General features: G+C 73.8%; 14 protein-coding genes. 8 read left to right on the top strand and 6 right to left on the bottom strand.

Annotation, left to right across the window (positions count from 1 at the left end; translation table 11 throughout):
• Positions 1 to 327 precede the first annotated feature (327 nt).
• Both ACFY7E_RS03855 and ACFY7E_RS03850 read left to right on the top strand, forming a co-directional pair.
• On the top strand, positions 328 to 3,075 hold the full coding sequence (locus tag ACFY7E_RS03855; RefSeq protein WP_389481032.1) for a DEAD/DEAH box helicase: 2,748 nt from the start codon (positions 328 to 330) through the stop codon (positions 3,073 to 3,075).
• A gap of 104 nt (positions 3,076 to 3,179) precedes the next feature.
• Positions 3,180 to 4,067 carry an alpha/beta fold hydrolase gene (locus tag ACFY7E_RS03850; RefSeq protein ID WP_389480403.1) on the top strand — a complete coding sequence of 296 codons (888 nt, stop codon included), beginning with the start codon at positions 3,180 to 3,182 and terminating at the stop codon, positions 4,065 to 4,067.
• On the opposite strand, the gene ACFY7E_RS03845 is transcribed toward ACFY7E_RS03850, so the two are convergent.
• Positions 4,051 to 4,980 (bottom strand): NYN domain-containing protein, encoded by a 930-nt coding sequence (locus ACFY7E_RS03845; protein ID WP_383441063.1) that lies wholly within the window; start codon positions 4,978 to 4,980, stop codon positions 4,051 to 4,053. The two genes, ACFY7E_RS03850 and ACFY7E_RS03845, sit on opposite strands and share 17 nt — an antisense overlap.
• Positions 4,981 to 5,155: 175 nt before the next feature.
• On the opposite strand from ACFY7E_RS03845, the gene ACFY7E_RS03840 reads away from it, so the two are divergent.
• Positions 5,156 to 5,308, top strand: coding sequence for a hypothetical protein (locus ACFY7E_RS03840; RefSeq protein ID WP_104860408.1), 153 nt, complete (start codon positions 5,156 to 5,158; stop codon positions 5,306 to 5,308).
• Between the two features lie 98 nt (positions 5,309 to 5,406).
• Here the strand turns inward: ACFY7E_RS03840 and ACFY7E_RS03835 are convergent, their stop codons facing one another.
• The 4 genes from ACFY7E_RS03835 to ACFY7E_RS03820 all read right to left on the bottom strand — a co-directional run bounded on the left by ACFY7E_RS03835 (position 5,407) and on the right by ACFY7E_RS03820 (position 8,925).
• Positions 5,407 to 6,012, bottom strand: coding sequence for a MarC family protein (locus ACFY7E_RS03835; RefSeq protein ID WP_389480400.1), 606 nt, complete (start codon positions 6,010 to 6,012; stop codon positions 5,407 to 5,409).
• A gap of 236 nt (positions 6,013 to 6,248) precedes the next feature.
• Positions 6,249 to 7,115 carry a PHP domain-containing protein gene (locus tag ACFY7E_RS03830; protein WP_389480398.1) on the bottom strand — a complete coding sequence of 289 codons (867 nt, stop codon included), beginning with the start codon at positions 7,113 to 7,115 and terminating at the stop codon, positions 6,249 to 6,251.
• Positions 7,116 to 7,463: 348 nt separating this feature from the next.
• Positions 7,464 to 8,102: a DUF6758 family protein gene (locus ACFY7E_RS03825; RefSeq protein ID WP_389480396.1), complete on the bottom strand. Its 639-nt coding sequence runs from the start codon at positions 8,100 to 8,102 to the stop codon at positions 7,464 to 7,466.
• Positions 8,103 to 8,340: 238 nt separating this feature from the next.
• Positions 8,341 to 8,925, bottom strand: a complete 585-nt coding sequence (locus ACFY7E_RS03820) for a suppressor of fused domain protein (protein ID WP_389480394.1) — start codon at positions 8,923 to 8,925, stop codon at positions 8,341 to 8,343.
• Between the two features lie 473 nt (positions 8,926 to 9,398).
• On the opposite strand from ACFY7E_RS03820, the gene ACFY7E_RS03815 reads away from it, so the two are divergent.
• Both ACFY7E_RS03815 and ACFY7E_RS03810 read left to right on the top strand, forming a co-directional pair.
• A complete protein-coding gene (locus ACFY7E_RS03815) occupies positions 9,399 to 10,526 on the top strand; it encodes a magnesium and cobalt transport protein CorA (RefSeq protein WP_383441053.1) in 1,128 nt (375 codons plus the stop codon).
• A gap of 28 nt (positions 10,527 to 10,554) precedes the next feature.
• On the top strand, positions 10,555 to 11,064 hold the full coding sequence (locus tag ACFY7E_RS03810) for a hypothetical protein (RefSeq protein WP_389480391.1): 510 nt from the start codon (positions 10,555 to 10,557) through the stop codon (positions 11,062 to 11,064).
• An 11-nt stretch (positions 11,065 to 11,075) separates the two neighbouring features.
• On the opposite strand, the gene ACFY7E_RS03805 is transcribed toward ACFY7E_RS03810, so the two are convergent.
• Positions 11,076 to 11,831: a hypothetical protein gene (locus tag ACFY7E_RS03805; RefSeq protein WP_383441049.1), complete on the bottom strand. Its 756-nt coding sequence runs from the start codon at positions 11,829 to 11,831 to the stop codon at positions 11,076 to 11,078.
• Positions 11,832 to 12,117: 286 nt separating this feature from the next.
• Here ACFY7E_RS03805 and ACFY7E_RS03800 point away from each other — a divergent pair, with 286 nt between their 5' ends.
• The 3 genes from ACFY7E_RS03800 to ACFY7E_RS03790 are packed head-to-tail and all read left to right on the top strand — an operon-like array spanning position 12,118 to position 15,129.
• Positions 12,118 to 13,404, top strand: coding sequence for a magnesium transporter MgtE N-terminal domain-containing protein (locus ACFY7E_RS03800; RefSeq protein ID WP_389480389.1), 1,287 nt, complete (start codon positions 12,118 to 12,120; stop codon positions 13,402 to 13,404).
• Positions 13,394 to 13,951 (top strand): DUF1003 domain-containing protein, encoded by a 558-nt coding sequence (locus ACFY7E_RS03795; RefSeq protein WP_389480386.1) that lies wholly within the window; start codon positions 13,394 to 13,396, stop codon positions 13,949 to 13,951. The genes ACFY7E_RS03800 and ACFY7E_RS03795 overlap by 11 nt, the downstream gene beginning before the upstream one ends.
• A 44-nt stretch (positions 13,952 to 13,995) precedes the next feature.
• Positions 13,996 to 15,129, top strand: a complete 1,134-nt coding sequence (locus ACFY7E_RS03790) for an Mrp/NBP35 family ATP-binding protein (RefSeq protein WP_389480384.1) — start codon at positions 13,996 to 13,998, stop codon at positions 15,127 to 15,129.
• Positions 15,130 to 15,166 lie beyond the last annotated feature (37 nt).

Below are 15,166 nucleotides of genomic sequence, written 5' to 3'. Positions count from 1 at the left end.
ATCCGGTGGGCCGACTCATGAATGAGGATGCCCGGTCGGTGGCCCGATCGGCTCCGGCCCGACAGCCCTTCCGGCGGACCCGCGGAAGGGTCACCCTCAGCGGTACGACGCTCGAGCGACGGCAGTGGTCCCGTGCCACCCGGCGGCGGTCTTCCCGATCGCGCCGACGGTGATCCGGCACGGTACGACCCCCTTCGTTCGCCTCGCGCCGCGTCTCACAGAAGAGGCAGCACCCTGACTACGACTTTCCGAGAGCTCGGAATCCTTCCCGAGACGGCCGAGGCCCTGGAGGCCGTCGGCATCGTGAACCCCTTCCCCATCCAGGAGATGACCCTCCCGGTCGCCCTCACCGGCACCGACGTCATCGGCCAGGCCAAGACCGGCACGGGCAAGACCCTCGGCTTCGGCCTGCCGATCCTGGAGCGGGTGACCGTCCCCATGGACGTCGAGGCCGGCCGGGCGAAGCCCGAGCAGCTGACCGACGCCCCGCAGGCGCTCGTCGTCGTGCCCACCCGCGAGCTGTGCACCCAGGTCACCAACGACCTGCTGACCGCCGGCAAGGTGCGCAACGTGCGCGTGCTCGCCATCTACGGCGGCCGGGCGTACGAGCCGCAGGTCGAGGCGCTCCAGAAGGGCGTCGACGTGGTCGTCGGCACCCCCGGCCGCCTGCTCGACCTGGCCGGCCAGCGCAAGCTCGACCTCTCCCACGTCCGGGTCCTCGTCCTGGACGAGGCCGACGAGATGCTCGACCTGGGCTTCCTGCCCGACGTCGAGAAGATCATGAACATGCTTCCGGCGAAGCGCCAGACCATGCTGTTCTCGGCCACCATGCCGGGCGCGGTCATCGGCCTGGCCCGCCGCTACATGTCGCAGCCGACGCACATCCGCGCCACCTCGCCCGACGGCGAGGGCGTCACCGTCGCCAACATCAAGCAGCACGTCTTCCGCGCGCACTCGATGGACAAGCCGGAGATGGTCTCCCGCATCCTGCAGGCCAACGGCCGCGGGCTCGCGATGATCTTCTGCCGTACGAAGCGCACGGCGGCCGACATCGCCGAGCAGCTGGAGCGCCGCGGCTTCGCCTCCGGCGCCGTCCACGGCGACCTGGGCCAGGGCGCCCGCGAGCAGGCGCTGCGCGCCTTCCGCAACGGCAAGGTCGACGTGCTCGTCTGCACCGACGTCGCCGCGCGCGGCATCGACGTCGAGGGCGTCACCCACGTCATCAACTACCAGTCGCCGGAGGACGAGAAGACGTTCCTCCACCGTGTGGGCCGCACCGGCCGCGCGGGCGCGAAGGGTACGGCGGTGACCCTGGTCGACTGGGACGACATCCCGCGCTGGCAGCTGATCAACAAGGCGCTCGGCCTGGACTTCCACGAGCCGGTCGAGACCTACTCCAGCTCCCCGCACCTGTACGAGGAGCTGGACATCCCGGCGGGCACCAAGGGCATCCTGCCCCGCACCGAGCGGACCCGCGCGGGTCTGGGCGCGGAGGAGCTGGAGGACCTGGGCGAGCCCGGCGGGCGCCGTGGCCGCGGCCCGAAGGCGGCGGAGCGGACCGAGGAGCGCCCGGAGCGCACCCGGACCCCGCGCCAGCGCCGGCGCACCCGCGGCGGCGACGACGCCGTCGACGCCCCGGCGGCGCCGGAGCGTGCCGAGCGGTCCGCCCGGACGGCTCCGGTCGCCGTGCCGGCGGGTGACGGTGACGAGGCCCGGACCGAGTCCGGTCCGCGCACTCCGCGCCGCCGCCGTCGCACCCGGGTCGGCGTCCAGGGCGCCGCGCCGGTCGAGCGGACGGCTCCGGTCGCCCAGGCGGCTCCGGTCGCCGTCGCCGAGGCGCCGAGGGCCGTCGAGACGCCGAAGACCGAGGCCCCGGCTCCGGCCGTCACCGAGACGCCCGAGGCCGAGACCCCGAAGGCCGAGGAGCGGAAGGCCGAGGCCCCGAGGGCCGAGGAGGAGCCGAAGGCCCCCCGTCGCCGTACCCGCGCCGCCCGCCCGGAGGCGGTCCGGGCCGTCCAGTCCGCTCCGGCGGTCCGTACGCCCGCGGCCCCCGCCGTCCAGGAGCCCGCTCCGGTCGTGCGCCGGCGCCGTGCCCGGGTGCGCCCGGTCGAGGAGACCGTCTCCTTCCAGACGCCCGAGACCGCCGCGGCCGCCCTGCGGGCGCAGTCGGCCGTCGCGGCGCCGAAGGCCGAGGAGCCGGTCGCCGTCGCGGCGCCGAAGGCCGAGGAGCCGAAGCGGGCCCCGCGCCGCCGTGCGGCCGACAAGGCCGTCGAGGCCCCGCAGGCCCCCGAGGCCGTCGGGACGGCCGTCCGGACCGTCGAGCCCGTCGCCGCCCCGGTGGCCGAGCCCGTCGCCGCCGAGGCCCCGGCCGAGGTTCCGGCCCCGCGTCGCCGCCGTACGGCCCGGAGGCCCGCCGGTTCGCCGGTGACCGCCGAGACCCCGGCCGCCGAGCCGGTGGCCGAGCCGGTCGCGGCTCCGGCCGTCGAGGAGGCGCCGGCCCCGCGCCGCCGCCGCGCCGCCAGCCGGGCCGCCGGTTCCCCGGCGTCCGCCGAGGCCGCGATCATCGTCGTACCGGCCGCGACCCCGGCGCCGGTGGCCGAGGAGGCTCCCGAGCCCGCCCCGCGCCGCCGCCGTGCCGTCCGCAAGGCCACCGCCCCGGCCGTCGAGCCGGTGGCCGAGGTCTCCGCCGAGAAGGCCGCCGCTCCCGTCGCGGAGCCGGTCGCCGAGCCGGTCGCCGAGGAGGCCCCCAAGAAGGCCGCCCCGCGTCGCCGCACGGCGAAGAAGGCCGTGGCCGAGCCGGTGGCCGAGGCCGTCGCCGAGGCCGCCCCCGTCGCCGAGGCCGCCCCCGTCGCCGAGGAGGCCCCGAAGGCTCCCCGTCGCCGCGCGGCCAAGAAGGCGGTCGCCGCCGAGGCGCCCGAGGCCTCCGAGCCGCAGGCGCCGAAGGCTCCGGCCCGTCGCCGTACGGTGAAGAAGGCCGTCGCGGAGCCGGCGGCCGAGGCCGTGGCCGAGGAACCGAAGAAGGCGGCTCCGCGCCGCCGCACCACCAAGAAGACGGCGGCCCCGGCCGAGAGCTGAGCCCGTCCCGTACCACCGCCGCGGCCCGTCCCCTTCCCGGGGGCGGGCCGCGGCGGTGTTCCCCGGGCCGCGCCGTCCCGCCGCCCCCGGACTACAGTCCCGGTATGAGTAAGCCCAGGTCCCTGGTCCTGCCGCCCCGCACCCGCGCCCGCCGTCTCGACACCGTGCGCGGGCCGTTCGCCGTGCTCGACGCGGAGCCCGAGGGGCGACGGCGGGGCACGGTGCTGCTGCTGCCGGGGTACACCGGCAGCAAGGAGGACTTCCTGGCCCTCCTGGGGCCGCTGACCGGGGCCGGGTACCGGGCCGTGGCCGTGGACGGGCGCGGGCAGTACGACTCCCCGGGCCCCCGTGGCCGGGCCGCCTACCGCCGCCGGGCGCTCGCGCTCGACGCGGTGGCGCAGGCCGCGGCGCTCGGGGACGGACCCGTGCACCTGGTGGGCCACTCGTTCGGCGGGCTGGTGGCCCGGGCCGCGGTGGCGGTCGCGCCGGACGCCTTCCGTTCGCTCACCCTGCTCTCGTCGGGCGTCGGCCGGGTCTCCCGGCCGCAGCGGATCCGGGTGCGGGCGCTGCGGGCCGGGCTCGCGGTGCTGTCGAAGGAGCGGGTGTGGCGGGCGATGTGCTGGCTGGACAGCCGGGGCGAGGAGCCGGACACGTCCGACGTGCCGGGGCTCGCGGACTTCCTGCTGCGGCGCTGGACGCGCACCCGGATCGCCCAGCTGAGGGGCGCCGGGCGGCTGCTGCTCGACCGCCGGGACGGTACGGAGGAGCTGCTCGCGCTGCGGACGCCGCTGCACTTCGCGTACGGGACGGACGAGATGGTCTGGTCGACGGTGGACCTCGCCGCGGCGGCGGCCCGCACCGGCGCGCACCACACGGTGGTGGCGGGCGCGGGCCACTCCCCCAACGTGTCGCACCCCGAGGAGCTGACGGCCCGCCTCCTCGGCTTCTGGGAGCGCGCGGTCGCGCCCCCGGAGGTCAGTACTGCGCCTTGAGGTGCTGCCAGAAGCCGTCCCGCAGGGAGCGCCGGAGCGCGGCGTGGCCGCGCAGGGAGCGGCTCAGCAGGCGCTCCGCCTCGACCAGCAGGTCCTGGTCGACCGTCCCGGGCAGGTAGGGCGCGCCGGGCAGGAGCTCGGCGAGCCGGTCCCGGCCGCGCTCGGCGAGCCAGGTCGCCGCGATCTGCGCGCCGACGAAGCGCACCTCCTCGCGGGAGGGCGGCGGCTCGCCCTCGTTCTCGTACGTGGTGACGGGGCGGCGGGTGACGTACGGGCGGCAGAAGTCCAGGTCGAAGGTGCGCTGGCTGTCGACCTCCCAGAGGAGGGCCTCGGCCTGGTTGCGGCCCTCGGCGGCCTCGATGCCCCAGAGGTGGACGCGGGCGCCGTAGCCCTGGGCGGCCTCGACGGCGGAGACGAGGTCCTCGTCGCCGCCGACGAGGGCGGCGTCGCTGATGGCGCGGTGGCGGGCGAGGGACTCCAGGTCCGTGCGGATGAGGGAGTCGACGCCCTTCTGCTGGTTGTTGGCGTTGAGGTTGCCGAGGCGGACCTTGACGTCGGGCAGCTCGGCGATGGCCTGCTGCTCGGGGGTGTGGATGCGGCGGCGGGCGCCGTCGTACCAGTAGACGCGGAGCAGCCGGCTGTCCGCGAAGATCGTGCGGGCCTTGTCGATGAAGGCCTCGATGAGCCCTTCCGCGTCGAGGTCGAAGGAGCGCCGGTCCTCGGTGCCGACGACCAGCAACCCGGCCGCAGCATGGACGTAACCCGCGTCGACGAAGATGGCGTGGGTGGAAGGGGTCTTGGCGACCTCGGCCAGCATCCGCCGGAGGAGCTCGTTGGTGCGTTCCAGGCGTGCGTCGAGTGCGCGCAGGCGGGTGTCGGTCTCGGTCACCTGAGTGGTGTCTGCGTCGTTCATACGCGGCTCATTGTCCGCCGCCGCCGGTTCGGCCGCCACACCCCCTTACTCGCCAGTATTTAGTCATCCGAAAATTTTCCTTAGCGTAAGGAATGTTTGCAGGATGCATGTCGTTGTAGAGGTACGTAACGCAGTTCTCCACCAGGAGGATCAACTCAGACGAAGGGAGAAGCCCGTGCGCTTCGAAATCCTGCGACTCGACGACGTCGACGGCACGCCCGTCGACCGGACGGTCGTGGACGCCGCCTCCGTCAATCGGATCGTGCAGCAGGCCGCCTCGATCGGCCAGCGCATCTGGATCCGCCCCGCCGAGACCTCGGCCTCGTAACAGGCCCGGTCCACCCCACGCACCGCGCCCCCGCACGGACTCCGCGACAGCGGAATCCGTACGGGGGCGCAGTGGCGTCCGGACCCGTCCGAGAGGGCTCAGGACCCCCGGATCACCTGGGTGACGCCGTTGATGATCTGCTGCACCGCGATGGCGGAGAGCATCATGCCGGCCAGCCGGGTCACCAGGACCACGCCGCCGTCCTTGATGATCCGGATGATCACGAGCGAGTACCGCATGGTCAGCCAGAGGACGACGTGCATGGCGGCGATGGCGGCCCAGACGGAGACCTGCGCGGCCGCGCCGTCGGCGTGCTGCACGGCGAGGATGACCGAGACGATCGCGCCGGGCCCGGCGAGCAGCGGCATGCCGAGCGGGACGAGGGCGACGTTGACGTCCTTGGTCTGCTTGGGCTCGTCGGTCTTGCCGGTGAGCAGGTCGAGCGCGATGAGCAGCAGGAGCAGTCCGCCCGCGATCATCAGGGCGGGGACGGAGACGTGCAGGTACGCCAGGATCTGCTGGCCCAGGATGCCGAAGACGGTGATGACGCCGAAGGCGACGGCGACGGCCTGCCAGGCCATCCGGCGCTGCATCTTGGCGGCGCGGCCGGAGGTGAGGGCGAGGAAGATCGGGGTGATCCCGGGGGGATCCATGATCACGAAGAGGGTCAGGAACAGCGAGCCGAAGACGGCGACGTCGAACACGGTGGGGTGCCTTGCGGGAGAGGTGGAACGGCGGGGTGTCGCCCACGGGATCCGGAACGTTGGATTCCGTCACCGGGGCAGGAGGAGTGCCGCCCCGCGCACGGCGCGCGGCCGTGCGGGGGTGGACCCGGAGCGGGGAGGCCTGCGGACGGCGCCGCGGAACGGACCGCGCGGACGCGCGCGGACGCGCGCGGGCGCGCGGGTTCCGTGCGGGTACGGGGCCGGAGGCCCGGGGCCTAGGCGGTGACGGGTCCCCCGGCGCCGGGGACCGGGAAGGCCCCCGCCGCGCGGCGGGTGATCTCGCCGTAGATCTCGGGGTCGGTGGTGTACTCGCCGAGGCGGCAGGTCTTGCGGCTGCCGTGGTAGTCGCTGGAGCCGGTGGTCAGCAGACCGAGCTCCTTCGCGAGGCCGCGCAGCCGCGCCCGCGTCGCCTCGTCGTGGTCCATGTGGTCGACCTCGATGCCGTCGAGACCGGCTTCGGCGAGCCGGGCGATCGCGGCCTCCGGGAGCACCCGGCCGCGCTTGACGGCGAGGGGGTGCGCGAAGACGGTGACGCCGCCGGCCGCCTTGACGAGGCGGATCGCCTCGACGGGGTCCAGCTCGTGCTTGCCGACGTGCGCCCGGCCGCCGTCGGCGAGCCACTCGGGCGTGAAGGCGCCGGACACGTCGGGCACGACCCCGAGTTCGACGAGCGCCTCGGCGACGTGCGGGCGGCCCACGGAGCCGTCGCCGGCGATCCGGGCGACCTGCTCCCAGGTGACGGGGACGCCGAGGTCCCGGAGCTTGTCGACCATGGCGCGGGCGCGGGGCACGCGGTCGTCGCGGACGAGTTCGCGCTCGGCGAGGAGCGCGGGCTCCTCCGAGTCGAAGAGGTACGCGAGCATGTGCAGGCCGATGCCGTCGAGCCGGCAGGAAAGTTCGGCCCCGGTGACGAGGGTCAGCCCCTCGGGCAGGGCGGCGACCGCCTCGGCGTGGCCGCGGGTGGTGTCGTGATCCGTGAGGGCGACGACGTCGAGCCCGGCGGCGGCCGCGTTCCGGACGAGTTCGGCCGGGGAGTCCGTGCCGTCGGAGGCCGTGGAGTGGGTGTGCAGATCGATGCGCACGACGCGGTACTCCGGGGGCTCGGGCGGACGGGGGACGCTCCAGCATAACGGGCGAATCGAACACGCCGTACGGAAGGAACGCGCCGGTCCCGGGGGCGCGGCGGGGACGGAGGCGGGTCGCGCTCCGGACCGCGACCCGCCGGAGGGGCCTGGGCGCGACGACCCCGACTCGACAGGCGTGGGCCGGCGACGCCTCGGGGCGGCAGGGCCGCAAGCGCGGGACGGCAGGCGATCGACCCGGAAAGGCCACCGGCCCGGCAGGGCCGCAAGCCCGGGAGAGCCACCGGCCCGGAAAGGCCGCAAGCCCGGGAGAGCCACCGGCCCCACAAGGCCACCGGCCCTACCGCCTCAGCCCAGCAGTCTCGGCGTGAGCGCCCCGCACGGCAGCAGTTCGACCTCGGCGCCGGCGTCCCGCAGGTCCGTCAGGACCAGCTCGTCGTACATCAGGAGGCCCGACTGCTCGGGCCAGACGATCGCCCACAGCCACAGGCCGCGCGCCTCGCCCGCGAAGACCGCGCGGTCGTGCGGGGCGCCGTTGACGTGCCAGAGCGGGGTGGGGCGCCCGGCGGCGAGCACCTTCGTCTGGGGCGGCTTCTCGATGGCCATGCCGGAGCCGGGGTCGAGCCCGTCGATGCCGGCGTACCGGGCGCCGAGGCCGACGCCGAGCTCCTCGGCGACCAGGAGCAGCTCCCCGATGCCGCCGAGCGGGCCGGGACCGGAGCAGGCGACGGCGGTCGCGCGCCCGCCGCTGCGGTCGTCGCCCGCGTACGCGACCCCGGTGAAGAGCCAGCCGACGGGCAGGGGCCACGGCATCCACACGGGCACCCGGGAGCGGTGCACCACGACGCCGAGGGCCTCGACGCTGGGCGGGACGACGGGCTGGAGCGGGTGCACCGAGCCGTGCACGTCACACTGCCAGGAGTCGGCGAAGAGGCCGGGCGCTCTGACCCGGCCACCGCACTTCGGACAACTGGGTTCGCCCCTCATAGGGCTCAACGGTCCTACCCCTTCCGTCCCGCGTCAAGGACGACCCCGAACGATCACCCGTCCGACACGGGCCGCCCACTCGCACATCCCTTCCGCTATACCCGCACATCACCTCCCCGTATAGGTGTCATTTACATCCATACGGCCGTACGGGCGGGAGGGTGCCCCGGACGCCGCCGCCAACCGGCGGACGGAGGACCGGGGTTGCCGCGCGAGGGGCTCCCTCGCGTCCAGCTCCTCAGTCCAGCTCCACGGACCTGCGCAGGGGATCGCGCAGGTCCGTCCCCCGCCCCAGCCAGCGCTCCTCCAGGGCCTGCGCCCCGTGCACCCGCTTCCACGCCGCCTCGTTCGGGGTCATCGGCAGCAGCGGCAGGAACCGCACCGGATCCAGGGGCCCGTCCAGCTCCAGGTCCTCCACCAAGCCGCCCGACTCGGCGACGAGCACCGAGCTGAAGGGAGCGCCCGGCCAGAGCGGCTCGCCCACGTCGAGCGAGGCACCGGGGGCCACCACCACGCCCTCGACCTGCGGGGCGGCGGCGAGCACGGCGAGCGGGCGCAGCACCTTGTCGGTGTCGGCCGAGCCGGCCCGTACGGTGAGGACGAGTTCCGCGCGCGGGCCCTTCACCGGATCGGCGAGCACGGCGGTCGGATCGGCCATCGGCTGCGCGGACATCCCGAGGGTCGCGTACCGCACGAGATCGCCGTCGACGAAGCGGAGCACCTCGATCCGGTCCGTGCCGAGAAACGTCACCGCGGCGCGCGCGTCCGGTTCCCCGAGGGCCGTGCGCAACCGGGCCTCGACCAGAGCAAGAACTTCTCCCATGAGTTGAGCATAAAGCGCGTATGGAACGGGCAAAGAAAGGGATTGACCCTCTGTCGGCTGATAGTCTTGGCCGCTGGCCGGGAGCGTTGGATCCCCGACCACTCGTCACACGTCATCCCCCACGGGGGACCGGCCGGAGGAGGTGGGGCTGCGATGGACCGAAGTCGGTCGGGCAGTACCAGCGGCTCTTCCGCCCCGCACCCGAGCCCGGTGCGCTTTTCCTCCCGGTGATCCCGGGTACGCGACTCCAGGACCGTGCGATCCCCCGATCCGCACGGACCGCGCGACCCCCTTCTCCGGCATCTCGCACGACGGAAGAGCATTTCGCCCTCGCTTGTCCGTAGCGAATGTCTGTAGCGAACGCCGTCACCGCGATCCCCCGGTGCCGCCCGCTTTGTGGACGACGTAGCTCCACGTCCCCATTCCGGGCTGTGCCACGCTCGCCGACGGCCTCTCCGTGAAGGAGCATGCCCATGTCGATGATCCGTGACCTGCGTGCCGCCGTCCGTCCGAGCCTGCGGCACCCCCTGCGCAAGACCCCCACCACGTACACCGCGTACGACCCCACCCGCGACCACTCGGCGTCCACCGCCGTCGTCGACTGCGCCGTCTACCGCGACGGGCGCCGGGTCGAGGACGACGAGTGCCTCACCCCGCGCGGCGCGATGCGGCGCGTACGGGAGAAGGGCGGCTTCGCCTGGATCGGCCTGCACGAGCCGACCGAGGCCGAATTCGCCGGGATCGCCGCCGAGTTCGGGCTGCACCCGCTCGCCGTCGAGGACGCCGTCCACGCCCACCAGCGGCCCAAGCTGGAGCGGTACGACGACACCCTCTTCACCGTCTTCAAGACGATCCACTACGTCGAGCACACCGAGCTCACCGCGACCAGCGAGGTCGTCGAGACGGGCGAGGTCATGTGCTTCACCGGCCCCGACTTCGTCATCACCGTCCGGCACGGCGGCCAGGGCTCCCTGCGCAACCTCCGCCACCGCCTCCAGGGCGAGCCCGAGCTGCTCTCCAAGGGCCCCTCGGCCGTCCTGCACGCCATCGCGGACCACGTCGTCGACGGCTACATCGCGGTCGCCGACTCCGTCGAGCTGGACATCGACCAGCTGGAGATCGACGTCTTCTCGCCGGCCGTGAAGGGCTCCACGCGCGGTACGGACACCGGCCGGATCTACCAGCTCAAGCGCGAGGTCCTGGAGTTCAAGCGGGCCGTCACCCCGCTCCTGCGGCCGATGCAGCTGCTCAGCGAGCGGCCGATGCGGCTCGTGGACCCGGACATCCAGAAGTACTTCCGGGACGTCGCGGACCACCTCGCCCGCGTCCAGGAGCAGGTCGTCGGCTTCGACGAGCTGCTCAACTCGATCCTCCAGGCCAACCTGGCGCAGGCGACCGTCGCGCAGAACGAGGACATGCGCAAGATCACCTCGTGGGCGGCGATCGTCGCCGTCCCCACGGCGGTCTGCGGGGTGTACGGCATGAACTTCGACCACATGCCGGAGCTGCACTGGAGGTACGGCTACCCGATGGTGCTCACCGGCATCGTCGTGGTCTGCCTCACCATCCACCGCACCCTCAAGCGCAACGGCTGGCTGTAGCGGCGGCCCGGGTGGATAGGCTGCGGGCATGACCGATCAGTCGCTCGGGCCCGCCCTCGTCGAGGAGGCCACCAAGAAGTCCGGCCTGGTGTGGGTGCGCGGCACCGGGCCCGCCCGCGCGCTCTGGCACGTCTGGCACGACGGCGCCGCGCTCGTCGTCGGCGACGGCCCCGGTGAGCAGCCGCTGCCGGGCCTGGTGGACGGCGGGACGGCCGAGGTGACCGTCCGCAGCAAGGACAAGGGCGGCCGGATCGTCGCCTGGACGGCCGCCGTGCGCGAGCTGCCCGCCGGTACGGAGGAGTGGGACGCGGCCGTCGCCGAGCTGAAGGGCAAGCGGCTCAACGCGCCCGACGGCGAGGCGATGCCGGAGCGCTGGGCGCGCGAGTGCCGGGTGGTGCGGCTCGACCCGCGCGAGGTCGCCGCGGAGCTGCCGGACGGCTCGCTGGCGGCCGTACCGCTGCCCACGGCGGCGACGACCCGCCGTCCCGTGCCGGCCGCGCTCCCGCGCCTGCTCCTGAAGCGCCGCAAGCGCCGCTGAGCAGGAGCTCCTCAGGTGCGGGGGAGCTGCTTGCCGTAGTCCACGGTCTCGTCCTTCGTCGGCGCGGCCAGCGGGAAGTCCTTGTTCCAGTCGGAGAGCGTCACCACGCCCCCGCCGCCGCCGCGCGCGAACTGCACGGGGTACGGGGAGCCGTCCAGGGACACGTCGAGGACGCCGCCCTCGCCCCCCGCGCCGCCCTTGACCTTGATCGTGCGGACCGCGCCGATCCGCGTGCGGTCGCCCTTGACCTTCTCGCCGTGCAGTCCGATGAGGCCGTCGAGCAGCGGCCGCATGTCGGTGAAGCCGCGCAGCTGCTTGTACGAGGGGTCGTCCTGCGGCACCTTCACGTACTTGCCGTCGAGCTTCTCGGCGGCCTCGACGTCCGCCCGCGTCGGCTCGTCGTCGCCCTTGTCGTGGGACCAGAAGCCGGCGTCGGCCTTCAGGTAGAGCGTGTCGCCGACCCGCGTCAGCTCGAAGGTGCCGTTCCGCGTCGTCACCGAGCCGCTGGCGCCGTCCCGCTTGAGGCGCATGTTGAGCTTGAAGGTGCCCCCCTTGCTGACCAGGGTGCCGGCCAGGCGCACCGCCCTCGCCCGGTCCGCCACCGTCCGCGCCTCGCGCTCGATGTCGGGGGCGGCGAGCCTCCCGACCCCGTTGGTCCCCTCGTCCGGGTCGGCGGCGCAGGCCGTGAGCCCCGCCGTCAGTCCGGCGCAGAGCGCCAGGGGCACGACGGCCCCGCGGATACGCGATGCCGGGGTGCGGACGGTCATCTGCGCTGCCTCTCGTGATCGTGCGGGCGTACGGGCGCCGGGCCCCGGCCGGGCGGAGGGGCGGGGTCCGGTGCCGCTGCCGGTACCGGGGGTTCCGGCTCCGGTACCGGGGTAACAGCAGACCGCAGCGTACCCGGGCCGGCCGGCGGCCCCCGCAGGCAGCCGTACGGAGGCACTGCCGAAGCGGGTCGGAACGGCACGGGCTAGCCTGAACCGGTAGAGCTCCGCGATCACCGGCGGGGCGCTGCGAGGACTCGAATCGTGCGGCACCGAGGAGGCGCGTGGCATGGCGGCAGGCGCCCCCCGGATCTTCGTCTCCCACCTGGCGGGGGTCCCCGTCTTCGACCCCGTCGGCGACCAGGTCGGCCGGGTCAGCGACCTGGTGGCCATGCTCCGGGTCGGCCGCCGCCCGCCGCGCCTGCTCGGCATGGTCGTGGAGGTGCTCAGCCGCCGCCGGGTCTTCGTGCCCATGACCCGGATCACCGGCGTCGAGTCCGGGCAGGTCATCACCACCGGCGTGGTCAACATGCGCCGCTTCGAGCAGCGCCCCACCGAGCGGCTCGTCCTCGGCGAGCTCCTGGACCGGCGGGTGCGGCTCGTGGGGAGCGAAGGGCGGGAGGGCGAGGAGGTCACCGTCCTCGACGTCGCCATCCAGCAGCTGCCCGCCCGCCGCGACTGGGAGATCGACAAGGTCTTCGTCCGCAAGGGCAAGGGCGGGGTGCTGAGCCGCCGGGGCGAGACGCTGACCGTCGAGTGGTCGGCCGTCACCGGCTTCTCCCTGGAGGAGCACGGCCAGGGCGCCGAGAACCTCCTCGCCACCTTCGAGAAGCTGCGCCCGGCCGACCTGGCCAACGCGCTGCACCACCTCTCCCCCAAGCGGCGCGCCGAGGTGGCCGCGGCCCTCGACGACGACCGGCTCGCGGACGTCCTGGAGGAGCTGCCCGAGGACGACCAGATCGAGATCCTCGGCAAGCTGAAGGAGGAGCGCGCGGCCGACGTCCTGGAGGCGATGGACCCGGACGACGCGGCCGACCTGCTGTCCGAGCTGCCCGAGGAGGAGCAGGAGCGGCTGCTGACCCTGATGCGGCCGGACGACGCGGCGGACGTGCGCCGCCTCCTGGCGTACGAGGAGCGCACGGCGGGCGGTCTGATGACGACGGAGCCGATCGTGCTGCGGCCGGACGCGACCGTCGCGGACGCGCTGGCCCGGGTCCGCCAGCAGGACCTGTCCCCGGCGCTCGCCGCGCAGGTGTACGTGTGCCGGCCGCCGGACGAGACGCCGACCGGGAAGTACCTGGGCACGGTGCACTTCCAGCGGCTCCTCCGGGACCCGCCGTTCACCCTGGTCAGCTCGATCGTGGACAGCGACCTGCCGCCGCTCGGCCCGGACACCCCGCTGCCGGCCGTCACCAGCTACCTCGCCGCGTACAACATGGTCGCCGCGCCCGTCGTGGACGAGAGCGGCTCCCTGCTCGGCGCGGTGACCGTCGACGACGTGCTGGACCACCTGCTGCCGGACGACTGGCGCGAGACCGAGTTCCACGAGGAGGAGGGGGCGGGGCATGGCCGCTGAACGCACGCAGGACCGGGAGCGCGAGCGGGCCGTGCCCCGGATCCGGCTGGACCTGCCGAGGGAGCGTCGGGCCAGACTGCTGCCGGAGTACGACCCGGAGGCCTTCGGGCGCCTCTCGGAGCGGATCGCCCGCTTCCTGGGGACGGGCAGGTTCCTGGTCTGGATGACGCTGACGATCGTCGTCTGGGTGCTGTGGAACATCTTCGCGCCGGGGCCGCTGAAGTTCGACGAGTACCCGTTCATCTTCCTGACGCTCGCGCTGTCCCTCCAGGCCTCGTACGCGGCCCCGCTGATCCTGCTCGCGCAGAACCGGCAGGACGACCGGGACCGGGTCAACCTCGAACAGGACCGGAAGCAGAACGAGCGGTCGATCGCGGACACCGAGTACCTGACGCGGGAGATCGCGGCGCTGCGCATGGGCCTCGGCGAGGTCGCCACGCGCGACTGGATCCGCTCGGAGCTCCAGGACCTCCTCAAGGAGATGGAGGAGCGCCGGAACCCCTTCCCGTCCGGCAGCGCCGGGGGAAGTGACGTACCCGACCGTTGACAGCCCTTCCACGGGCCGGTGGTCGGCGCCGTACCATCGTCGGTATGGCTACGGAAGACGCGGTGCTCGAAGCACTGGCGACGGTGAACGACCCTGAGATCAACAAGCCGATCACTGAACTCGGCATGGTCAAGTCGGTGGAGATCGAACCGGACGGCAGGGTCGCCGTCACGGTCTACCTGACCGTCGCCGGCTGCCCCATGCGCGACACCATCACCCAGCGGGTGACCGAGGCCGTGTCCCGGGTCGAGGGCGTCACCGCCGTCGACGTGTCGCTCGACGTGATGGGCGACGAGCAGCGCAAGGAGCTGGCGGCGGCGCTGCGCGGCTCGGGCGCCGAGCGCGAGGTGCCCTTCGCGAAGCCCGGCTCGCTGACCCGGGTGTACGCGGTGGCGTCCGGCAAGGGCGGTGTCGGCAAGTCCTCCGTGACCGTGAACCTGGCGGCCGCGATGGCCGCCGACGGGCTGAAGGTCGGTGTCGTGGACGCCGACATCTACGGCCACAGCGTGCCCCGGATGCTGGGCGCGGACGGGCGTCCGACCCAGGTCGAGAACATGATCATGCCGCCGTCGGCGAACGGCGTGAAGGTCATCTCGATCGGCATGTTCACCCCGGGCAACGCGCCGGTGGTGTGGCGCGGCCCGATGCTGCACCGCGCGCTCCAGCAGTTCCTCGCGGACGTGTACTGGGGCGACCTGGACGTCCTCCTGCTCGACCTGCCCCCGGGCACCGGCGACATCGCGATCTCGGTCGCGCAGCTCGTGCCGAACGCGGAGATCCTGGTCGTCACGACCCCGCAGCAGGCGGCGGCCGAGGTCGCCGAGCGGGCCGGCTCGATCGCCGTCCAGACGCACCAGAAGATCGTCGGCGTCGTGGAGAACATGGCGGGCCTGCCGTGTCCGCACTGCGACGAGATGGTGGACGTGTTCGGCACCGGCGGCGGCCAGAGGGTCGCGGACGGTCTGACGCAGACCACGGGCGCGACGGTCCCGGTCCTCGGCTCGATCCCGATCGACGTGCGGCTGCGCGAGGGCGGTGACGACGGGAAGCCGGTCGTCCTGTCCGACCCGGACTCCCCGGCGGGCGCGGCGCTCCGCGCGATCGCGGGCAAGCTGGGCGGCCGTCAGCGCGGCCTGTCGGGCATGAGCCTGGGCATCACGCCGCGCAACAAGTTCTGAGCGGACCACGAAGAAGGGCGCCCCGGTCCGCCGGGGC

Source organism: Streptomyces sp. NPDC012825 (assembly GCF_042900925.1).
Taxonomy (GTDB): Bacteria; Actinomycetota; Actinomycetes; order Streptomycetales; family Streptomycetaceae; genus Streptomyces.
Note: the sequence above shows the minus strand (reverse complement) of the source record. Positions and strands in the feature narration are given on the sequence as shown.